Origin of the sequence: Rhizobium sp. WCS2018Hpa-16, assembly GCF_031843705.1 — a bacterium.
GTDB classification, from domain to species: Bacteria; Pseudomonadota; Alphaproteobacteria; order Rhizobiales; family Rhizobiaceae; genus Agrobacterium; species Agrobacterium tumefaciens_C.
On sequence record NZ_JAVTIX010000002.1, the window covers coordinates 1 to 20,557 of the forward strand.

At 57.9% G+C, this 20,557-nt stretch carries 19 protein-coding genes and 1 tRNA gene; 2 read left to right on the forward strand and 18 right to left on the reverse strand.

Annotation, left to right across the window (positions count from 1 at the left end):
* Window positions 1-286: 286 nt before the first annotated feature.
* The 18 genes from RQI55_RS06170 to RQI55_RS06255 form a co-directional block, all read right to left on the reverse strand.
* A complete protein-coding gene (locus RQI55_RS06170) occupies window positions 287-1,462 on the reverse strand; it encodes a zinc-dependent alcohol dehydrogenase (protein ID WP_243258738.1) in 1,176 nt (391 codons plus the stop codon).
* Window positions 1,463-1,584: 122 nt separating this feature from the next.
* On the reverse strand, window positions 1,585-3,480 hold the full coding sequence (locus tag RQI55_RS06175) for an ABC transporter ATP-binding protein/permease (RefSeq protein ID WP_243258739.1): 1,896 nt from the start codon (window positions 3,478-3,480) through the stop codon (window positions 1,585-1,587).
* 152 nt (window positions 3,481-3,632) lie between these two features.
* On the reverse strand, window positions 3,633-3,833 hold the full coding sequence (locus RQI55_RS06180; protein WP_042616125.1) for a hypothetical protein: 201 nt from the start codon (window positions 3,831-3,833) through the stop codon (window positions 3,633-3,635).
* 123 nt (window positions 3,834-3,956) lie between these two features.
* Entirely contained in the window at window positions 3,957-4,085 is a 129-nt protein-coding gene (locus RQI55_RS06185) for a hypothetical protein (protein ID WP_269082218.1), read from the reverse strand.
* 99 nt (window positions 4,086-4,184) lie between these two features.
* Window positions 4,185-5,696, reverse strand: coding sequence for a glucose-6-phosphate dehydrogenase (gene zwf, locus RQI55_RS06190; protein ID WP_243258740.1), 1,512 nt, complete (start codon window positions 5,694-5,696; stop codon window positions 4,185-4,187).
* Window positions 5,697-5,753: 57 nt separating this feature from the next.
* Window positions 5,754-6,335: a histidine phosphatase family protein gene (locus tag RQI55_RS06195; protein WP_243258741.1), complete on the reverse strand. Its 582-nt coding sequence runs from the start codon at window positions 6,333-6,335 to the stop codon at window positions 5,754-5,756.
* A gap of 10 nt (window positions 6,336-6,345) precedes the next feature.
* Window positions 6,346-6,699 (reverse strand): MmcQ/YjbR family DNA-binding protein, encoded by a 354-nt coding sequence (locus tag RQI55_RS06200; RefSeq protein ID WP_243258742.1) that lies wholly within the window; start codon window positions 6,697-6,699, stop codon window positions 6,346-6,348.
* The gene (coaBC, locus tag RQI55_RS06205; RefSeq protein WP_311273765.1) at window positions 6,696-7,913 is read right to left on the reverse strand and encodes a bifunctional phosphopantothenoylcysteine decarboxylase/phosphopantothenate--cysteine ligase CoaBC; all 1,218 of its coding nucleotides are present in this window, start codon (window positions 7,911-7,913) and stop codon (window positions 6,696-6,698) included. The genes RQI55_RS06200 and coaBC overlap by 4 nt, the downstream gene beginning before the upstream one ends.
* Window positions 7,914-8,455: 542 nt before the next feature.
* Window positions 8,456-9,766 carry a thymidine phosphorylase gene (deoA, locus tag RQI55_RS06210; RefSeq protein ID WP_243258743.1) on the reverse strand — a complete coding sequence of 437 codons (1,311 nt, stop codon included), beginning with the start codon at window positions 9,764-9,766 and terminating at the stop codon, window positions 8,456-8,458.
* 7 nt (window positions 9,767-9,773) lie between these two features.
* Window positions 9,774-10,547 (reverse strand): deoxyribose-phosphate aldolase, encoded by a 774-nt coding sequence (gene deoC / locus RQI55_RS06215; RefSeq protein WP_311273761.1) that lies wholly within the window; start codon window positions 10,545-10,547, stop codon window positions 9,774-9,776.
* Between the two features lie 2 nt (window positions 10,548-10,549).
* Window positions 10,550-11,350, reverse strand: coding sequence for a purine-nucleoside phosphorylase (locus RQI55_RS06220; protein WP_311273762.1), 801 nt, complete (start codon window positions 11,348-11,350; stop codon window positions 10,550-10,552).
* Window positions 11,350-11,739: a cytidine deaminase gene (locus RQI55_RS06225; protein ID WP_042616132.1), complete on the reverse strand. Its 390-nt coding sequence runs from the start codon at window positions 11,737-11,739 to the stop codon at window positions 11,350-11,352. The genes RQI55_RS06220 and RQI55_RS06225 overlap by 1 nt, the downstream gene beginning before the upstream one ends.
* 3 nt (window positions 11,740-11,742) lie before the next feature.
* The gene (locus RQI55_RS06230) at window positions 11,743-12,714 is read right to left on the reverse strand and encodes an ABC transporter permease (RefSeq protein WP_192063112.1); all 972 of its coding nucleotides are present in this window, start codon (window positions 12,712-12,714) and stop codon (window positions 11,743-11,745) included.
* Between the two features lie 4 nt (window positions 12,715-12,718).
* On the reverse strand, window positions 12,719-13,822 hold the full coding sequence (locus RQI55_RS06235; RefSeq protein WP_042616134.1) for an ABC transporter permease: 1,104 nt from the start codon (window positions 13,820-13,822) through the stop codon (window positions 12,719-12,721).
* Window positions 13,823-13,841: 19 nt separating this feature from the next.
* The gene (locus tag RQI55_RS06240) at window positions 13,842-15,347 is read right to left on the reverse strand and encodes an ABC transporter ATP-binding protein (protein ID WP_311273766.1); all 1,506 of its coding nucleotides are present in this window, start codon (window positions 15,345-15,347) and stop codon (window positions 13,842-13,844) included.
* 83 nt (window positions 15,348-15,430) lie between these two features.
* The gene (locus RQI55_RS06245; protein WP_042616136.1) at window positions 15,431-16,423 is read right to left on the reverse strand and encodes a BMP family protein; all 993 of its coding nucleotides are present in this window, start codon (window positions 16,421-16,423) and stop codon (window positions 15,431-15,433) included.
* Window positions 16,424-16,698: 275 nt separating this feature from the next.
* Window positions 16,699-17,349 carry a peptide-methionine (S)-S-oxide reductase MsrA gene (gene msrA, locus RQI55_RS06250; RefSeq protein ID WP_243258747.1) on the reverse strand — a complete coding sequence of 217 codons (651 nt, stop codon included), beginning with the start codon at window positions 17,347-17,349 and terminating at the stop codon, window positions 16,699-16,701.
* 70 nt (window positions 17,350-17,419) lie between these two features.
* The gene (locus tag RQI55_RS06255; protein WP_042616138.1) at window positions 17,420-17,737 is read right to left on the reverse strand and encodes a hypothetical protein; all 318 of its coding nucleotides are present in this window, start codon (window positions 17,735-17,737) and stop codon (window positions 17,420-17,422) included.
* A gap of 233 nt (window positions 17,738-17,970) precedes the next feature.
* Between RQI55_RS06255 and RQI55_RS06260 the strand changes: the two genes are divergently transcribed.
* Window positions 17,971-18,060 (forward strand) — tRNA-Ser (locus RQI55_RS06260).
* A 747-nt stretch (window positions 18,061-18,807) separates the two neighbouring features.
* Window positions 18,808-20,529 carry a ShlB/FhaC/HecB family hemolysin secretion/activation protein gene (locus RQI55_RS06265; RefSeq protein WP_311273763.1) on the forward strand — a complete coding sequence of 574 codons (1,722 nt, stop codon included), beginning with the start codon at window positions 18,808-18,810 and terminating at the stop codon, window positions 20,527-20,529.
* Window positions 20,530-20,557: the final 28 nt, after the last annotated feature.

The following is a 20,557-nucleotide window of genomic DNA, read 5'->3' on the forward strand; positions in this document are numbered from 1 at the left end:
CGTCAGGCTCATAACCTGAAGGCCGCAGGTTCAAATCCTGCCCCCGCAACCAAAACTAAAAATTCTCCCATTAAAGATAACCGAAATAAAAAGCTCAGAATTGCTGGCCAAATCGATTGATCCCAGGCGCCATCAAGCGTGTGAACGAGTATGCTTGGTCAATACTGCAGGATTAGTACGGGCGAGGACGCGCATGAAGCCCAATGCCCATTGTCGACCTCAATCGCTCAGCTACGAAAGAAGCGGCGGGCCATGCCCGCCGTTTGTCGTAAAATACGTCCGGCACTTACGCCGTCAGCACCACTTTGATGCATTCATCCTTCTTGTCGCGGAAGGTTTCGTAGAGCGAAGGTCCGTCTTCCAACTTCGCCCGATGGGTGATGATGAAGCTTGGATCGATTTCGCCTTCTTCAATACGGCGCAGAAGGTCTTGCGCATAACGGTTTACATGGGTCTGGCCAGTGCGGATGGTCAGGCCTTTGTTCATCGCCGCACCGAATGGAATCTTATCGAGCATGCCGCCATAAACGCCCGGGACTGAGACGATGCCACCAGGTCTGCAAGCCATGATGGCGGTGCGCAGAACGTGCGGGCGATCGGTTCCGAGAAAGGTCGCTGCCTTGACCTTGTCGATAACTGCGTCGAACGATGCGGTAGCGTGGGATTCAGCACCGACGGCATCGATGCATTTGTCGGCCCCGTGACCGCCCGTCATATCCTTGATGTAATCGGGAATGGTGCCATCAATCTGGTCGTAGTTGATGATCTCAGCCCCGGTCGCTTGTGCCAGTGCAAGGCGCTCCGGCACGTTATCGATGGCGATGACGCGCTCCGCCCCCTGCATGAAGGCGCTTTTGATGCAGAACTGGCCAACCGGTCCGCAGCCCCAGATCGCAACGATGTCGGTCGGCTCAATTTCACAATTAGCCGCCGCCATCCATCCCGTGGGGAAGATATCACCCAGAAACAGAGCCTGCTCGTCTGTCATGCCGTTGGGTATGATGATCGGCGAGACATCCGCATAGGGTACGCGTACAAACTCGGCCTGACCACCGGGGATACCACCGGTCAAATGAGAGTATCCGAATAGACCGGCCGTCTGGTAGCCGAAGGCCTTGACGCCATTTTCCGGTTTTGGATTTGATCGTTCACACACAGACCAGTTGCCTTTGCGGCACTGGATGCATTCGCCACATGAAATGGTGAAGGGCACAACCACGCGGTCGCCAACTTTAAGGGTCTTGTTGTCGCGGCCAACATCCACGACTTCACCCATGAATTCATGGCCGAGAATGTCGCCCTTTTCCATGAAGGGAATATAGCCATCCATGAGATGCAGGTCAGAGCCGCAAATGGCGCAGGCGGTCATCTTGATGATGACATCACGCCCGTCCTGGAGTTGCGGTTCGGGTACGCTGTCGCAACGAATGTCGCCTTTGCCGTGCCAGCAGAGAGCTTTCATGGTTCTATTCCTCTTTATTGTCGGTTTTCGTGACGCGTCGCGCTGTTGTTAGCGTCCGAACCGAAGTGGAGGGCAGAAGTTCCGTTCGCTCTTTATCGTTATGGCAAAGGCGGGCGCCAGCCTCAGGAAGGCTGGCGGTTCTGTTTGCGAAAGCGCGGCTTTTTGATCAGCTTTGAAAGCCTTCCCCGCTTTTGATGGCGCTGCATGAGACCGATATCGCTGACCAGCTTTGCGCCACCCTCGCGTTTTTCGAGCGTGATCTTGCGTGTGTGAAACGCTTCAAGTTCGACCCGGTGCGCAACGCTGAGAACGGTCGCGTCGGGCAGCTCTTCAATCAGCATGGCCATGATCTTGTCCTGCGTCTTGTCATCAAGAGCCGACGTCGCCTCATCCAGCACGATGATATTTGGCTTGTGAAGCAGAAGACGGGCGAAGGCGAGGCGCTGCTTTTCACCGCCCGACAAGGTGTGGTCCCATGGAGCCTCTTCCTCCATCTTTTCGCCAAGCTCGCCAAGTCCGACCTTGTCCAGTGCAATCTGGATATCTTCCTGACCCCAGCTATCTGCGGGGCGGGGATAGGAGACCGCCCGGCGCAGCGTGCCGGTCGGAATGTAGGGCTTTTGCGGAAGCATGAAGAGTTGATGCTCGGGATGGAAATCAACACGCCCACCGCCCCAAGGCCATAGCCCGGCAATGGCGCGCACCAGCGTGCTCTTGCCAGAGCCCGATTCACCGGCGACCAGAACCCGCTCACCCGGCTGGATCTGCACTTCGGTTTCCTTCACCACCGCCGTGCCATCGCCCAGCGAAACCGAGAGATCGCTGAGGCTGAGCATCGTATTGTCAGTGGTTTCCCCGCGCTGGATGCGCCCGACCGTATCGCTCTTTTCCGCCTGCTCGAGACCATCGAGAGACATCATCAGCGATGCGACACGGCGTGCACAGGCATTCCAGTCTGCCAGGCGTGGATAGTTGTCCACCAGCCAGCCAAACGCGCCCTGAACGATGGTGAAGGCGGATGCGGCCTGCATGACCTGGCCGAGCGACATGCTTCCATCCAGAAACTTCGGCGCACAGAGAAGCACCGGCACCACAGGCGCAATCAGCATGGAACTGTGGGAAACGAGCGAGGTGCGCATATACTGGTTGGACAACAGCCGCCACTGCGTTCTGACGTTGAAAAAGCGTCGGTCGAGGTCATCGCGTTCCTCTTCCTCGCCACCCAAAAGGGCAATGCTTTCGCCATTTTCACGTACCCGTGTCAGCGTATAGCGAAACTCGGCCTCTACCTGATTTTTGGTCTCGGAAACCTTGACGAAATTGCGCCCGATAAACGCAATCGCACTCGAGGTGATGATGGCATAGACAACCGCGGCGATGACGAGGAATCCGGGTATCGTGACGGTCGAGCCAGCTATCTGCAAGGTCAGCGCACCGCCGATGGTCCACAAGACGACGATGAATGTCGAGGCGGAAACGAAGGCGGAAATGACACCGGCGGTGAAATCAACCGGAGCTTCGGTGGCAATGCGCATATCTTCGGAGATTCGCGCTTCTGGGTTCTGGTGATCGCCATCAATCAGGTTCAGCTGATAGTAGCGGCCACTGGCAAGCCAGCGCCCAGTCAGCCCCTTGGTCAGCCACGAGCGCCAGCGTCTTTGCATGCGCATGCGCACATAGACCTGCGAACTCACCAATCCCACGCTACCCAGAACGAGAAACGGAAAGATCGAGCCGAGCGAATAGACGCCCTCGGCGTTTCGCTGCTCAATCGCGTCGAAAAGCCCACGGTTCCAGACATTGATACCATATTGAAAACCGACATTGATGCCAATCATGACCAGAAGCCCGATGGAGAGCGGCCATGCCAATCGATCACCTTGTCGGCCCCAGAAGCCACGCGCACTGATCCAGAAGCGCTTAAGAAGAAAGGCCTTGCGGGCCTCTTCCGCTTCTTCGGGCGTCATATCGTGATGGGAATTGGAGGCGTCCGAAGACACTGAGGGATCAGAAACCATTCTCACTCCTGGTCAAATGTGAGGGCGACGTTGGGAGCAAAAAATGTTCCTGCTATCAACGGGGCGGCCCCGATCTGGTTCCAGCTTTATGATGGTTTTCAGATTTATGAATGAGGCGCAGACGCGCAACGTCTGGGCCTGACAATCATGCCCTACTGATTGCGCGCTTCCAGGCGGCGCTTGTCGCGCTCCACATAGTCAAAGCCGAACTGCGTCAGGCGAAACTGGCGCTTTTGAAATTCACCGCGAATGGAAATGTAGCCTTGCTCTTCGGCTTCGCCCAATGTCTTGAGGCTGGTGCCTTTAGGCGGCGTTTGCCATTCCATGCCTTTGGCGCTGTGTAGCAGAACCATTATCTTTATAATCGTAGTCTCTCCATCGTCAAAAAATGCTCGCCGCCACTATCGGGCGCATAGATACACAAACTCCGGCGGGCAGCCTGTGCGCACCGGAGTTTGATGTCGCAGGTGAATGCGTTACTTCTTTTTGGTCGAGCTTTCGCTGGCCTTGACCTGAGAGCCGAGCGTTGGCGCGGCTGCTGGAGCAACCTTGTCCTTCTTCGGCTTTCTGACTTCTTTGTTGCTGCGGACCTGACCCTTAGCCATGGAATGTCTCCTTGTTTGTCTTGCAGATTAGCGATGATGTGGATGGTAAAGGCAAGAGATTTTTGATCGCAAAAGCCCTCCGGCGCCATTCTCGGGTGACTATGCCTGTTTGTGCGGGTGCAGCACGCCCAGCTCGCGCCATTGCCGCCCGTCGCGCTCGATCAGCTCTTGCGCACATTTCGGGCCCATGCTGCCCGGTTGGTAGGGTTCAGGATGCCCCTCTTTAGCCCAGAGATCGAGGAAGGGTTGAACCACGGCCCAACCGGCTTCAATGCCATCGGCCCGCTGAAACAGCGTCTGGTCGCCAACAAAGAGTTCATAGAGCAGCGATTCGTAACCGGTCGTCTTGCCGATATCGAAGCGGTCCGCATAGCGGAAATCGAGCGAAACGGGCACGGTATCGACGGTCTGGCCCGGCGATTTGATCGACATTTCCAGGCTGAGCCCCTCATCCGGCTGAACCTGAATGACGAGGCGGTTTGGCGGCAGCTTTGGTCTGGAATCCGACTGTCGAAACTGGGTGAAGGGGACATTCTTGAAGGTCACGACAATTTCGGTGTCGCGGGCCGTCATCGCCTTGCCGGTGCGCAGGTAAAAGGGAACGCCCGCCCAGCGCCACGTATCGGCATAGATTTTCAGCGCGACGAAGGTTTCCGTGCTGGAGCCGGGTGCGACATCCCTAGTGTCCTGATAGGCCGGAATGGAAACGCCGTTCAACGTGCCTGCCGTGTAGACGCCGCGTGCGGAATGGCTTGGCGCTTCTTCCTCTGTGTAGATGCGCAAGGCAGCCAGCAGCTTGCTTTTCTCATTGCGGATGGCTTCCGCATCGAAACTGTTGGGCGGCTCCATGGCGACCATGGCCAGAAGCTGGAACAGATGGTTCGGGATCATGTCGCGAAGAGCGCCAGTCGCATCGTAGAATTTGCCGCGCGTGCCGACATCTACGGTTTCGGCGGCGGTAATCTGCACATGGTCGATGTAATTGCTGTTCCACAATGCCTCGATCATCATATTGGCAAAACGCGCCGTCATCAGGTTCTGGACGGTTTCCTTGCCGAGGAAGTGGTCCAGACGATAGACCTGTTTTTCAGCGATGATGCTCAGGATCTTTGCGTTCAGCGCGCGGGCCGAGGCAAGGTCGGTTCCGAAAGGCTTCTCGATGGCGATACGCCTGAAAGCGTCGTCCTTCTCGGTCACCATCCCGTGCTGACCCAGCTTCTCGACGATGGTGCCGAAGAACTGCGGCGGAACGGCCAGATAAAAGGCGGCATTTCCCGTTTCAGACTGGGCAAGCCTGCGGGCGATTTCGACAAAGACCTCGTCCTTGGTAAAATCGCCGCTGATATAGGAAATGCGTTTCTTCAGTCGCAGCCATGCCTGATCGGCGGAAACGGGCTCGTCGCCTCCAAGTCCAGCGAGGAAACCATCCAGCTTATCAACCAGCACCGAATCGTCGCCGGGCTCTATCCCCACGCCGATAATGTGAAGGTCATCCGCCACCAGTCCGCTGCGTGTGAGGTTGATGAGCGCGGGCACCAGAAGGCGGCGCGTCAGATCGCCTGTGGCACCGAAGATGACGAGTGTAACCGGAGGGGCAGGTGCAGCGTCCAAAGCAATGTCTCCAACTGTCTGAATTGGCCTTGAGCATAGAACATCGTTCGGACCGGATTATGTCTCGTTCCAGCTCCTGATGACCGGCTCATCCAGATTGTGCTCATAACCCAGAATACTGATGCTGGTCGTATCGAGAACGAAGAACAGACCCGCTTCGGGGCCTAAGCCAAGCCATCGGGCGGCCAGAACGCGCAAGAAGTGGGAGCTGGAAAAAATCAGCACATCGCCCGCGATATCCCTGATCTTTTCGATCACGGCATCGGCTCTCAGCGCCACATCCGCGCCCGTTTCTCCGTCAGGGCAGCCATCGCGAAAGAGGTTCCAGCCGGGGTGCTGCTTGTGAATATCCGGCGTGGTCACACCCTCATATTGGCCATAGTCCCATTCGGCTAGATCGTCGTCGATTTCTGCGCGGGAGCCGAAGCCCGCGAGTTCGCAGGTCCTGCGGGCGCGCTGGGACGGGCTGGTCAAAACCGCATCGAAGGCACGGGGCGGCAGGCGTTCGACCAGCCACGCAGCTGCGGCCTCGCCTTTTTCTGTCAGGGGAATGTCGCTGCGCCCGGTGTGGCGGCCGGACTTCGACCACTCCGTTTCACCGTGCCTGACGAGGAAAATCTGCGGAAATTTCTTGTTCATCGATTTTGCCTCACAGGATACCCAACTCCATCCGCAGCTTCCTCGTCAATCCTGCTGCCACAAGCTGGTAGGAACGGCGGATGTAATGTTCCAGCTCTTTCTGCTCGAGCGGTGAGTGTTCGGAAATGGAAATCCATTTGCGCTTGGCAAAATAGGGCGCCTGGGCGATGCCCTCGAGCGAGGTCAGGATTTCAAAGCTCTCTTCGGTGCATTTGACAACGAGGCGCCAGTTTTCGCGCTGCCCCAGAACCGCAAAGACCTTGTCTCCAACCTTTGCGACATGGGAATCCCACTGATCGACAAAGTGGACGCCGGGCCAAGCCGCAAGGGTCGCGTCGAAAAAGCTGAGCTCGAAAAAGCTCATTGCGCTTTGTCCGAGATCATGGTTGCAATCATCGACGCAAGCCGTTTCGCCACATCCACTTTGTCGAGATCAGGCCATGCCTCGACGCCATCTTGGGAAATGATCTTCACGCTGTTGCGGTCGCCGCCCATGATGCCGGTGGAGGCGGATACGTCATTGGCAATGATGATATCAGCGCCCTTGCGCGCAAGCTTGGCGCGGCCATTGGCCTCCACATCCTGCGTTTCCGCGGCAAAGCCGACGACGATGGCAGGCCTTTGCGCATGGTGGCCAAGGGTTTTGAGAATATCCGGATTTTCGGTGAGCTGCAGGGCAGGCGGCTTATCGCCGGGCTGCTTCTTGATCTTCTGGTCTCCAGCTGCTGCCACGCGCCAGTCGGCAACGGCTGCCACCATCACCGCGATGTCACAAGGCAGTTGCGAAAGCACCGCATCCAGCATCTCCTGCGCCCGTTCCACATGAACGGTGACGACGCCGGCCGGGTCGGCAATCGTGACCGGGCCGGAAATGAGCGTGACCTCTGCCCCAAGCTGCGCCAATGCAGCTGCAATCGCATGGCCCTGCTTGCCGGAGGAGCGGTTGGCAATGTAGCGCACCGGATCGATCGGCTCATGCGTCGGGCCTGATGTGACGATGGCCTTCTTTCCCGAAAGAGGCTTCAGCCCATCATCCAGCGCCTTCTCGACAGCCTCGACAATCTGCAAGGGCTCCGCCATGCGGCCAAGGCCCACCTCGTTCTTCTCGGCCATTTCTCCAGCCATGGGGTCTATAAAGGCGACACCATCGGCCTGAAGCGTTGCAATATTGCGCTGCGTTGGCTTTGCCGCCCACATTTTCGGATTCATGGCGGGGGCTACCATCACCTTGCGGTCGGTTGCCAGCAGAATGGTGGAGGCCAGATCATCGGCAAGGCCATGCGCCATTTTCGCCATCAGATCAGCAGTGGCGGGGGCCAAGACGATGAGATCGCAATCCCGCGCCAGCCTGATATGGCCCACGTCCTGCTCATCCTGCCGCGAAAACAGCTCGGTAAAGACGTGGGTGGCCGAGAGTGCGCCGACGGCAAGCGGCGTCACGAATTGTTGCGCACCCGCGGTCATCACAGGCGTTACCCGTGCGCCGCGCTCCTTCAGACGGCGGATGAGATCAAGGCTCTTATAGGCCGCGATGCCACCGGAGATTATGAGAAGAATATGCTTGCCCGAAAGTGTCATGATGCCGACCAGTATCCTGTTTGACATGGAGCCTAAGCCCTTGGCTTTCAAAGTGCAATCGCGGCAGACGCGGTTGCCCGTTCACGCGACGCATCGCGCCCGTGGCATGTCTGTTTCAACCCGGAGAGGCCACGCAAATGCGGGAAGTGTCTCTGGTATGGTCTTGCAGGGTGTGCCGCATTTGCGTGGGCCTGCCGTTACCGCTGGAGACCGGATCGTGAATGATCCGGTCTCCAAGCTTTTGAGGTGCATCCGGCAAACCAGCCCGTCCCGCATCCGAAAGCCGTGAATGGTCTTTCGGGTCTAGGTGGTCCGGTCCGCCTTTCCTGTCATCGCATTCTGATGCCTGCCCGCACGTCTGCGTCCATCCACCAGCCTCCCGCCCGCGCCCATGTCTCGCGAAAACATGGCGCGTCGGAAGTGGAGAGATTGTAGGCACGGGTCCGCTCGTCATTGAGAAAGCGTTTGGACGTTTTTTCGATATTTTTGCGTTTTTTGAACAAGCATCTGATTTTGCTCAGATGTTTTTGCATTTCCGGCTCTTAGCCAATGCGCGCGGCGACAACAGGTGCGGCCATAAAGGGCTTTTCCGAACAGCCGAGCGCATCGAGCACCCGGGCTCTTGCGCGCTCCGCATCTTCGCTTGAGGCTGCGTGCACCGTCGCAATCGGCTGGCCTTTTTCGACGTGGGTGCCGAGCGGCAGAATATGGGACAGACCAACTCGATGGTCGATGGTATCTCCGGGATGGCGGCGACCACCGCCGAGTTCGACCACGGCCATGCCGAGATCGCGCGTCTTCCACGAAGACAACCATCCGGCGTTCGGTGCGTGAACAGGCAGCATATGAGGCGCGGGTTGCAGATAGGCGTGAGGCCGGTCGACAAAATCAGCCGGACCGCCAAGCGCTGCGATCATCTGCCCGAACCGCTCCATGGCCTGACCGCTGTTCAAGGCCTTCCGCGCCTGCCGCTCGCCTTCTTCAAGGCTGGAGGCAGCGCCGGATTGCACCAGCATTTCAGCCGCGAAGGCAAAGACTGTCGTATCGATTCGTGTTCCGGCTTTCTCACCGCGCAGAAAATCGAGGCAATGGATGATTTCGAGAGCATTGCCTGCTGTATCGGCCAGAGGCTCGTTCATATCGGTGATGAGGGCGGAGGTCTTCACGCCTGCGCCATTGGCGACCTCGACCAGAGACCGGGCCAATTGCTCGGCTTCATCAACGCTTTGCATGAAGGCGCCATTGCCGAACTTGACGTCCAGAACCAGCGTTTCGAGGCCAGCCGCAAGTTTCTTCGACAGGATGGAGGCGGTAATCAGTGGAACCGAATCCACCGTCGCGGTCACGTCTCTAATGGCATAGAGGCGCTTGTCGGCGGGGGCAAGATCGCCCGTCTGGCCGATAATGGCGCAGCCGACATCCCGCACCGTGCGGCGAAACAGGGCCTCGTCAGGCATGATATCATAGCCTGCGATGGATTCGAGCTTATCCAGCGTGCCGCCGGTATGGCCAAGGCCCTTGCCTGAAATCATCGGCACCGCAAGCCCGCAGGCAGCGACGATGGGTGCCAGCATCAGCGAGACATTATCGCCCACGCCGCCGGTGGAATGCTTGTCAGCAATGGGTTTGCCGATATCGGCCCATGAGAGAACATCGCCGCTATCGCGCATAGCCAGCGTCAGCGCCACGGTTTCATCCCGGCTCATGCCGCGAAAGAACACGGCCATTGCGAAGGCTGCCGCCTGTCCTTCCGAGATCGTTGCCTTGGAGAGGCCAGCGATGAAAGCGGAAATCTCATCCGCCGTCAGCACTTCACCGTCCCGTTTGCGGCGGATGATTTCCTGCGGGATCATGGGTGGCTCAATATCCGCTGGATGCCTTGGAGGGCTCGCCACCGGCCAGCACGTTCAGAATATCGTCCAGAATGCCGGATGCGCCGAAGCGGAAGGTGGATGGCATGGCCCAGTTGGGCCGCATGATGGTTTCTGCCAAGCGCAGATAAAGCGTGGCATCTTCCACGGTGCCGATGCCGCCAGCGGGCTTGAAGCCAACATTCTTCCTGCTGTCGCGGATGGCCTGCAACATGATGTCCGCAGCCTCAAGCGTGGCATTGATGGACACCTTGCCGGTGGATGTCTTGATGAAATCAGCACCTTCGGCAATGGCGATCTCGGAGGCACGGCGGATCAGTGCCTTGTCCTTCAACTCGCCGGTTTCAAGGATAACCTTGAGCAGCGCAGGGGATGGGCATGCCTTGCGAACGGCTGAGACCATCTCGCTGACAGCATTTTCATCGCCTACGATGAATTTTTTGTAGGGAATGACCAGATCGATTTCATCTGCGCCATCAGCAATGGCGCGTTCGGTCTCGGCAACAACTGTTGCGACATCGAGGTCACCGGACGGGAAGTTGACGACGGTTGCGATGCGCACCGATGTGTCTTTTCCAAAGGCGGCACGGGCCTGTGCCACAAAGCGCGGCCAGATGCAGATGGCGGCTGTGGTGCCATAGGGCGTATGGGCCTTCTGGCACAGCGCAGCGATCTGCTCCGGTGTGCAATCTTCCTTCAGATTGGTGAGGTCCAGCAAGGACAGGGCGAGAGCGGCGGCTTCGCGCGGGCGCTGAAGTTCCATGCTCAATTTCCTCCTGAAATCATTTCCGTTAAAATTGCGGCCAATCGCTTGCCGCCAATGGGTGCCATGTCTTTGGTCTCGTCATGGCTCAGTTCTTCACCGGTCATCCCGGCACCGTAATTGGTAATAACTGAAGCGGCGGCAATTCGCATCCCGAAAAAGCGCGCAAGGATAACTTCCGGCACGGTGGACATGCCAACGGCATCCGCACCCAACGTTCGCGCCATGCGGATTTCCGCTGGTGTTTCGAAACTGGGGCCCGAAAACCACATATAGACGCCCGAAAACAGCGGAACGCCTGCGCGGATGGCGGCATTGCGCATCGCAATCGATAGATCCGCATCGTATGCATTGGTCATGCCGACGAAGCGGCGGTCGCTGTCTTCGCCGATCAGCGGGTTCATGCCGGAATAGTTGATGTGATCGGTGATCTGCATGACCGAGCCCGGCGGCATATCCTGCCGAACCGAGCCTGCTGCATTGGTCAGAATCAGCGACTGAACGCCGATGCCTGCGAGAGCCTCGATGGCCGGGCGCATGGCGCTGGCATTACCCTGTTCGTAATAATGGACGCGACCCGCCAGCATGATAACGGGCTGGCCACCCAGATATCCCGCCACCAGCTCGCCCGCATGGCCAGAAACAGCACTTTCGGGAAAGCCGGGGATTTCGGCATAGGGAATGTGGATGGCGTCCGTCACCTCACTCACCAGTGAGCCCAGGCCGGAGCCAAGCACGATGGCGGTGCGTGGCATCAGGCCGTTCAGCCGGTCAACGAGAACATCGATGATGGCGTTGTCCATCAGGCAAGCTCTGTCTTGAAGCTGAAGGGCAGAAGCTCCTCCATCGTCATGACCTTCTGCACGCCCGCATCGTCACACAGATAGATTTTCGTATCTGCGGACGCAAATTCCGCGATCTTCTGGCGGCAACCGCCGCAGGGCGGGCAAAGCGCCAGCTTTTCAGCAATCACGGCGATTTCAGTGATCTTTCTAGCCCCGCCCATGACCATGGCGCTGATGGCGGAAGGTTCCGCGCACCAGCCCTGAGGAAAGGACAGGTTTTCGATATTCGCGCCCTTGTAGATCTTTCCGTCTTCGGCGCGGATGGCCGCGCCGACGGGGAATTTCGAATAGGGTGCGTGGGCAAAGGCCATGGCCTCGCGGGCTGCCTCGAAAAGTTCGTGCGACATGGTTTAACGCTCCTTCGAATAGGCAACGCCACCAGCCTTTGGCGGCTTGGCAACGCCGATGAAACCGGCCAGCAGAATGCAGGTGAGAATGTAAGGCAGTGCCTGGAAAATCTGCACCGGTACTTCACCGATGCCGGGAATCGCCTTGCCCTGCATGAAGTTTGCGACCGCATCCAGAAAGCCGAACAGAAGGCAGGCGAACATGACCGGAACCGGCTTCCACTTGGCAAAGATCAGAGCGGCCAGCGCAATATAGCCCTTGCCCGCCGACATATTGGCGATGAAGGCGGCAGACTGTGCGACGGCGAGATAGGTGCCTGCAAAACCGCAGAGAAAGCCTGCGACGATGACGGCGCGGAAGCGCATCCATGTGACGGAAATGCCAGCCGTATCCACAGCGCCGGGATTTTCACCCACGGCGCGCAGACGCAGACCGAAACGAGTGCGGTAAAGCACCCACCACGAAATCGGCACTGCGATGAAGGCGAGATAGGTCAGGATATTGTTGCCGGAGATAACATTGGCGTAGAGCGGGCCGATGAAGGGAATTTCCCGCATGGCATCCACACCCGGCAGAATGATCGGCGTGAAACGGCCTTCGCCCGGGATCTGCGGCGTGCGACCGCCCTGACCGAACCATGCCTGCCCCAGCACGACCGTCAGACCGGCTGCGACGAAATTGAGCGCCACGCCCGAGACGATCTGGTTGCCCCGGTTGGTGATGACGGCAAAGCCATGCACCAGCGAGAAGAAGATCGACACACCGATACCGGCGGCAAGACCTGCCCAAGGGTCAGCGGTGAGATAGGCGACGCAGGCGGATGCAAAGGCTGCCGCCAGCATCTTGCCCTCAAGGCCGATATCGAACACACCGGCGCGCTCGGAAAACAGACCGGCAAGGGCTGTAAACAACAGGGGAATGGTCAGGCGAACGGTAGAACCGAGAATGCTGACCAGCATATCGAAGGTGTCCATGGCCTTACCTCTTCACGAATTGTTGGTAGATGCGCACCAGCGCGGGGCGGTACATATATTCAAGCGCGCCTGCAAACAGGATAACGAGACCCTGAATGACGACGATCATCTCGCGGGTGATATTGGGCATTTCAAACGAAAGATCCGCGCCACCCTGATAGAGAATACCAAAGAGAAGAGCGGCAAAGACGATGCCGACCGGGTGGCTTCGCCCCATCAGCGACACGGCAATGCCGACGAAGCCGGCACCGCCCACGAACTCCACCTGCAAGCGTGCCGATGCGCCCATGACCGGGTTCAGCGCCATCATGCCCGCCAAGCCACCTGAGATGAGCATGGCGATGATGACGGTGCGCGAATAGGGAATGCCTGCATAAACAGCAGCGGACGGGCTGATGCCAAGCGTGCGCATCTCATAACCCAGCTTCGTGCGCCAGATGAGCACCCAGACGAGGAAGGCGGCAACAAGTGCGATGAGGAAGGACACGTTGAACGGTGCCGGGCCGAGCTTCAACCCGAACATCGCCATCAACCAGTCCAGCTTCGGCAGTTGGCCACCGGGCAGGAAGGTACGGGTTTCAGGCGCCATCTTGCCGGGAACGATGAAGACGTTGACCAGCAGGTACACCATCAACGCGGCCGCGATGAAGTTGAACATGATGGTGGTGATGACCACGTGGCTGCCGCGCTTGGCCTGAAGCCAGCCCGGAATGAACGCCCATGCCGCACCAAACACCGCAGCGCCGATAATGGCAAAGGGCATGGTGACATACCATGGCACGTAGTGATCCAGCGCCAAGGCCACCAGGGCAGCACCGAGACCGCCAATATAGGCCTGTCCTTCCGAGCCGATGTTGAAAAGGCCCGCATGGAAGGCAACGGCAACCGAAAGGCCGGTAAAGATGAAGCTGGTGGTGTAAAACAATGTAAAACCAATGGCATCACCACGGCCCAGCGCACCTTCTACCAGAAGGCGCAGGGCGGCGAACGGGTCTTCACCGATGCCCCAGACAACGATGCCTGAGATGAACAAAGCGGTGACGAGGTTGAGCAACGGCAGAAGGCCGTAGGACATCCAGTTGGGAAGAGGGACGGAAGCTGTACTCATGAGCTTTAAAGCCTTTGCCTTATGCGGCGATGCCGGCCATCATCAGGCCAAGCGTTTGTTCTTCGGCTTCCGCCGTTTTTTCTCCAACGATCCGGCCCGCGAACATGACCAGAATACGGTCTGACAGAGAGCGGATTTCATCAAGCTCCACCGATACCAGCAAAATGGCCTTGCCCGCATCCCGCATCTCGATGATGCGGCGGTGAATGAACTCGATGGCGCCGATATCCACGCCGCGTGTCGGCTGGCCGATGATCAGCATCTTCGGGTCCCGCTCGATTTCACGCGCAACGACGATCTTCTGCTGATTGCCACCGGAGAAGTTGGCGGTCTTCAAATTCGCATTGGGTGGGCGGATGTCGTATTTTTCGATCTTCTCGATGGCATCCTTGCGGATCGCTTCCGGGTTGAGGAACATGCCTTTGCCGTAGCGGTCATCGCGGTGATAGCCGAGAATGGAGTTCTCATATTCCTCGAATTTCAGAACCAGCCCCATATGGTGGCGGTCTTCGGGAATATGGGCTAGGCCCAGCTTGCGCAGGATGGCAGGATCGACCTTGTCGACCGTCTTGCCACCCATCAGGATTTCGCCGGAATGGGGCTTACGAATACCTGCAATGGCTTCCAGCAATTCCGACTGGCCGTTGCCGGCCACACCGGCAATGCCGACGATTTCACCGGCGCGGACATCAAAAGAGACATTGTCGACCATGGTCACACCACGGCTGTCTTTGACAGTGAGATTGCGGACCGAAAACAGAACCTCGCCCGGATTTGCTTCGCCTTTTTCCACGCGCAGAAGCACGCGGCGACCGACCATCAACTCGGCCAATTCCTCAACCGTCGTTTCCGATGTCTTGCGGGTGGCCACCATTTCGCCGCGGCGCATGACGGAGACATCATCGGTGATGGCCATGATTTCGCGCAGCTTGTGGGTGATGAGGATGACCGTCTTGCCCTGATCGCGCAACACACCAAGGATCTTGAAGAGGTGATCGGCTTCGGCTGGCGTCAAAACGCCCGTTGGCTCATCGAGAATGAGAATTTCAGCGCCACGATACATGGCTTTGAGGATTTCGACGCGCTGCTGCAGGCCAACCGGCAAATCCTCGATGATCGCATCGGGATCGACCTCAAGGCCATATTCGCTTTCCAGCCGCTTCAACTCCTTGCGGGTGGCAGCCGTGCCCTTGGCCAGCAATGCGCCGCCTTCGGCACCAAGCATGATGTTTTCCAGAACCGAGAAGTTCTCGACCAGCATGAAATGCTGGTGCACCATGCCGATACCGGCATCGATCGCCGCCTGGCTGTCCTTGATGTTGACGGCTTTGCCATCAATGCGGATTTCACCGGAATCGGCGGAATAGAAGCCGTAAAGGATCGACATCAATGTCGATTTCCCCGCCCCGTTTTCCCCGATGATGCCGTGGATCGTACCCTTGGCAACGGTGAGATTGATATTCTTGTTGGCGTGCACGGTGCCGAATTTTTTATCGATACCGACAAGCTCGATTGCAGGTTCCATCGTCAACCCAACGTCTCCGGAGGCTGGATATGACAAGGGGCGCAACGCGAAATCCGCGATGCGCCCCATGCCATAAAATCACATCAGTTCGGGCAAGATTTGTCGGACATGTAATCGTGAACCTTGACGGTTCCAGCGATGATGTCAGCCTTTGCCTTGTCGACAGCAGCCATCATTTCCGGCGTGATCAGCGCCTTGTTGTTGTCGTCAAGCGCGTAGGCAACGCCATCTTCCTTGACGCCTAGCGACATTACACCAGCGGTGAACTTGTCGTCCTTAGTGTCCTTGAATGCGTTGTAGACGGCCAGATCGACGCGCTTGACCATGGAGGTCAAAACAGAGCCGGGGTGCAGGTGGTTCTGGTTTGAGTCCACGCCGATGGAGTATTTCTTGTTGTCGGCAGCTGTCTGAAGCACGCCGAGGCCTGTGGCACCGGCTGCCGCGTAAACAACGTCCGCACCCTGATCGAGCTGGTTCTTGGTCAACTCACCACCGCGAACCGGGTCGTTCCAGGCAGCGCCGGTCGTGCCGGTCATGTTCTGGAACACTTCGATCTTGGGGTTCGCAGCCTTGGCGCCCTGGGCGTAGCCGCAGGCGAACTTGCGGATCAATGGAATGTCCATGCCGCCGATGAAGCCGACCTTGCCGGTCTTGGATGCCATGCCGGCCAGAAGACCAACGAGGTAAGAGCCTTCTGCTTCCTTGTAGACGACGGAGCGCACATTTGGCAGCTCAACGACGGAGTCTACAATAACGAACTTGGTGTCAGGAAACTCTGCTGCAACCTTTTCCATGGCCGATGTCCAGGCGAAGGACACGGCGACCACCGGGTTGAAGCCACGGCTGGCGAAGTTGCGGATGGCCTGCTCACCCTGCGTGTCGCTGGTTGGCTCGAAATCGCGGAATTCGGTGCCGGTTTCAGCCTTGAACTTCTCGGCGCCCGCAGCAGCGGCTTCGTTGAACGACTTGTCGAATTTGCCGCCCGTGCCATAGACCAGCGCAGGCTTGATGTCCGCAGCCAAGGCGGAAGCCGACATCGCAGCCAGCGCGAAAAGCGTCAGAAGGGATTTTTTCATTGTGCAGCCCTGTTGTTACAGTTTGGTTTTTTAAAAGGGTCCTCCCGCAAACCCGGTAAGGGCATGTCTGCGGAGATGCCAGCCTTTTCTAGACTGTGCGCGAGGATACTTGCATGCCTGCAAGAAAAATTCATCCGGTTTTTTTGACCCGATGGAAAAACCGTTAACTGCCGTTCTTTTGGGCTGAGACGACAGGCATCTGCAAAAAATAAAAGCACGCCTCAGCCCCGTTTGGGGGTGAGAACGCGCTTTTGAAGGTATATTAGGCCGGTCTATCAGCCGATGTTGCAGCTGACACCTGTTCCGCGAAGGCCGCAGTATCCGCCGGGGTTCTTGGCAAGATATTGCTGATGATAATCTTCCGCATAATAGAAGATATCCAGCGGCTCGATTTCGCTCGTGATCGCCTGACCATGTCCCGCCGCCTTCAAGGCCTGCTGGAACGTGTCGCGCGCTGCCTTGGCCTGCGCCAATTGCGCGTCGCTGGTCGTATAGATCACGGAGCGGTAGGTCGTGCCGATATCATTGCCCTGGCGCATTCCCTGGGTCGGGTCGTGCTCCTCGAAAAAGGTCTTCAGAAGAGCGGCTAGCGATACTTTCGCTGGATCGTATACCACTTTCACCACTTCGGCGTGGCCTGTGAGGCCCGTGGTGGTTTCCTCATAATGCGGATTGCGGGTGATGCCGCCAGAATAACCCACAGCCGTGACCCACACGCCCGGCGTTTGCCAGAACAGGCGCTCCGCACCCCAGAAGCAGCCCATGCCGAGATAGACCGTTTCCAGATTGTCGGGGTAAGGCCCCTTCAACGGGTTGCCATTGACGAAGTGGCGCTCATTCACCTTTACCTCCGCATCGCGACCGGGGAAGGCGGTCTCTGGCGTTGGCATCACGGTCTTCTTGGAACTGCTATTCAATCCGAACATTGCATTCTCCTTGCGGCAGCATCTGCCGCGCTCTGGTTTCTGCATTCATGGATCGTGACGATGACCGCTTTTAAGCGGAAAAGCGGCCCAATGCCCGGCGCTTGCTGTATCCCGCCATCCAGAACAGGAGCGAAAGGGCAAGAAAAACCGCAAAGGCCGGAACCATCGATAGGCCGTTTTCCAGCCATCGCCACGCTTCAGGATGAATATAGTGATCGAAACCGGCCTGTGCCATGGCAAGCGAGGAAGGAAAATACTGGAACCAGACATCGCGGGTGCTCAACAGATCAACCGAAGAAGTCGAAACGGAGCGGATCGAATCATAGACGCCAATGCTCACCGCTGCCGCGAGACACAGGAAACTGATGAGCCGAAAAATCGATTTCACGAAAAAAACCTCTGCCGATGGCTTTGCGCGGCTGTGCGGATCAAATCTGTTCCATACAAGCCTGTTCCCCCACTGGATAAAGGTGCCAACCCCCCTTTGCAATCACGCCAATCGCATCTAATTGCCCGGCAAATAAAAAAACTCACGAATCTGGGTTGATCCGCGCGAATTCATCGGTATATATCGCGCCGTTCCAGTGATTTGCAGTTTTCCAAACATGCAGACGTTTATTAGGACAGGTGGCCGAGTGGTTTAAGGCGCACGCCTGGAACGCGTGTGTGCGTGAAAGCGTACCGTGGGTTCGAATCCCACCCTGTCCGCCACCCTCTTCGGTATATGACCGATTTCTCCATAAAATTTCTGACTAGCTGGAATTGGCACGCCACGCGATTTAGGCAGGATTTTCGTGCGATCCTCAGACAGAATCGGGTCGACCGCCGCCATTCGTGAGGACATTCGGCTACGTGAGATTCGTTGCGCCACTGCGCAAGACGTGCTGTTTCCCGTCATCTCGTTGAGTTGGCAGCGGCCATTTCCGCAGGAGAGCGTCCTGCTTCGAGACACGTTTCAGCGGCCGAGGATCAAAGTGCATTAACGATCGAAGAAAAGCCGCGCGTAAGCCGAGCTAACCAACGATCTTTAGAGTTGCATGTTCCCCTTTGACTTGTAACTATCCCGGGAGTTGAAATTCACATGGCTTGGAATATGAATGCCCGATCATCAGCAGTGCGAAAATGTTTGGGATGTTATGGGCACCGCAGATCAGACCCAGGATCAGGTCAATGGGCTTGCCTCCGGTCACTTGCCTTCAAGGCTAATATTTGCGTTCGTTCTCTGGCTGAAATGGGTGCTTCCGCCAGAACCTTGCTGGTGGGGATTTCATAGTCATGTTCGAACTGCGAGGCGATTGACCAGTCGCGCGCTCTCGGCGGTGCGAAGCGCTGCGCTTCGTCCACTCCAGGCACCGCGTTATGCCTAGGATAATACCTCGCCTGAAAATAGAGACGGCCCTCGAAAAGATATTAGAATCAGTCTACTGCGGTTCTCAGTCTTCAACGAGAAAGCGATCGATGATGTCGAACAGCAGATTGATCGCGTTTTGGATACTTCTTGTCTTCACCGGGTCGCCCGCGCTCGCGCAATCGACGGATCCAAGCAATGTCACGCCGAAATCGTTCGCGCCGGTTCAGCGACATCAGGGCGGCGGCATGACGCTCGGGGCGACAGAGCCGGGCAATGTGCCGGACGGTGCTGAAAAATATACCGTCCTGATCGCCTCGTCTTCGGTCGAAGGCGGCCTGCCGCAGCTGAAATCCCGAACCGACGCCGTGCTCGCCCGGATCAACGGCAAGACGGTTAGCGTTGAGACGCTCTATGCGGCAGCGACGGAGATCGAGGCGGCCTACGCGCAAGCGGGCTTTGTTCTGGCTCGTGTGATCGTCCCACCTCAGGAATTGGTCGATGGTGGTGTGTTCAAGCTCATCGTACTCGATGGCTTCATCGAGTCCGTCGATGCGTCAGGCGTACCGGAGCGCGTGCGCGATGTCGTCCGCGACCGGGTCGCATCGCTGATTGGGGCAAGCGGCCTGACGATAGGCGAGATCGAGCGACGACTGTTGCTGGCGGGTGAAGTGCCGGGTTTGCAGCTGGCGAGTGCCGTCATGCGCGGCGAGAAGATCGGCGGTGCGAAGCTGGTGCTTCAGGCTGACTGGCGTCCGGTTACGGCTTCTATTGGCGTCGACAACAAGGTCGGTAGCCTTTACCGGGACGCTGAATTTCCAGTAACGGTTTCGCTCAACAGCGTTTTTGGCTTCGGCGAGACGATCTATGCATCGCTGATTACCGGGCCGGACGTCGATACCGTGTTTTCAGGCCTGCCATCTCGCCAGATCGCTGCGGCAGGCGTCATCCTGCCTGTCGGCATCGATGGCTGGACCATCAATCCGGAGTACGCCCGCTCGGACACCAATCCTCGGCTCGGCCCTACGGCTATGCGAAGCACCGGCGTCTTCGAGCGCTGGGCGTTTCGCTCGCTCTATCCGCTCATCAAGACGCGTCAGACGACCCTAACGTTAACCGGTTCGTTTGAAATCACCGATGAGAAACAGACAGCTCCTGATTTCGGGGTGACAACGAGCCTTGATCGCCTGCGCGTCTTCACGGCCGGTTTTGAGGGATCGCACAGCCTCGACTGGAATGCGATTGTCTCTGGCGGTGTCCTCGTCACGCAGGGCACCGATTGGTTCGGCGCACGGACAGCAGTCGATGCCGCGGCGTCGGGCGTTCCGCTGTCACGACAGGGCTCTCGCCCGGATTACACCAAGATCGAGGCGGACCTACGGTATGAACAGGTGCTCCCTGGTGACTTCACTGGTGCGGCTATCCTGCACGCACAACAGGCGATTTCCGGCCCTATGCCCGCAGGGGGCCAGTTTTCGCTGCAAGGTGACGACGCGCTGTCGGCATTCGACGCAGGCACCCTGATGGCCGACACGGGCATCAGTGTGCGAGGCGAGCTTGGGCGCGTGTTCAGCCTGGCCGATTTGGGTCTCACGGCGACCGCTTCGCCCTATCTCTTCGGCGCTGCTGGAGTCGGAAAGATCAAGGCCCCGACTGCGGTCGAGACATCCCGTCTGACCGCCACGTCATTCGGCGCCGGCCTCCGCTTCAATTTCAATTCAGCCGTAACCGGGCTTTGGTCGTTCGCCACGATTGAACTGGGCCGGGGAAATTCCTCTATTGCCGGCAATGATGACACCCGGATAACAGCAAGTTGGAACATAAAATATTGATCGGGACGACAATCCGACGACGCGTGCC

Excerpts from the sequence above, each read along its gene's own strand:
- RQI55_RS06170 (WP_243258738.1), bottom strand. The coding sequence starts at position 1,462 with ATGAAAGCTCTCTGCTGGCACGGCAAAGGCGACATTCGTTGCGACAGC.
- RQI55_RS06175 (WP_243258739.1), bottom strand. The coding sequence starts at position 3,480 with ATGGTTTCTGATCCCTCAGTGTCTTCGGACGCCTCCAATTCCCATCAC.
- RQI55_RS06180 (WP_042616125.1), bottom strand. The coding sequence starts at position 3,833 with ATGGTTCTGCTACACAGCGCCAAAGGCATGGAATGGCAAACGCCGCCT.
- RQI55_RS06185 (WP_269082218.1), bottom strand. The coding sequence starts at position 4,085 with ATGGCTAAGGGTCAGGTCCGCAGCAACAAAGAAGTCAGAAAGCCGAAG.
- RQI55_RS06195 (WP_243258741.1), bottom strand. The coding sequence starts at position 6,335 with ATGAACAAGAAATTTCCGCAGATTTTCCTCGTCAGGCACGGTGAAACG.
- RQI55_RS06200 (WP_243258742.1), bottom strand. The coding sequence starts at position 6,699 with ATGAGCTTTTTCGAGCTCAGCTTTTTCGACGCGACCCTTGCGGCTTGG.
- coaBC (WP_311273765.1), bottom strand. The coding sequence starts at position 7,913 with ATGACACTTTCGGGCAAGCATATTCTTCTCATAATCTCCGGTGGCATC.
- deoA (WP_243258743.1), bottom strand. The coding sequence starts at position 9,766 with ATGATCCCGCAGGAAATCATCCGCCGCAAACGGGACGGTGAAGTGCTG.
- deoC (WP_311273761.1), bottom strand. The coding sequence starts at position 10,547 with ATGGAACTTCAGCGCCCGCGCGAAGCCGCCGCTCTCGCCCTGTCCTTG.
- RQI55_RS06220 (WP_311273762.1), bottom strand. The coding sequence starts at position 11,350 with ATGGACAACGCCATCATCGATGTTCTCGTTGACCGGCTGAACGGCCTG.
- RQI55_RS06225 (WP_042616132.1), bottom strand. The coding sequence starts at position 11,739 with ATGTCGCACGAACTTTTCGAGGCAGCCCGCGAGGCCATGGCCTTTGCC.
- RQI55_RS06230 (WP_192063112.1), bottom strand. The coding sequence starts at position 12,714 with ATGGACACCTTCGATATGCTGGTCAGCATTCTCGGTTCTACCGTTCGC.
- RQI55_RS06235 (WP_042616134.1), bottom strand. The coding sequence starts at position 13,822 with ATGAGTACAGCTTCCGTCCCTCTTCCCAACTGGATGTCCTACGGCCTT.
- RQI55_RS06240 (WP_311273766.1), bottom strand. The coding sequence starts at position 15,347 with ATGGAACCTGCAATCGAGCTTGTCGGTATCGATAAAAAATTCGGCACC.
- RQI55_RS06245 (WP_042616136.1), bottom strand. The coding sequence starts at position 16,423 with ATGAAAAAATCCCTTCTGACGCTTTTCGCGCTGGCTGCGATGTCGGCT.
- msrA (WP_243258747.1), bottom strand. The coding sequence starts at position 17,349 with ATGTTCGGATTGAATAGCAGTTCCAAGAAGACCGTGATGCCAACGCCA.
- RQI55_RS06265 (WP_311273763.1), top strand. The coding sequence starts at position 18,808 with ATGATGTCGAACAGCAGATTGATCGCGTTTTGGATACTTCTTGTCTTC.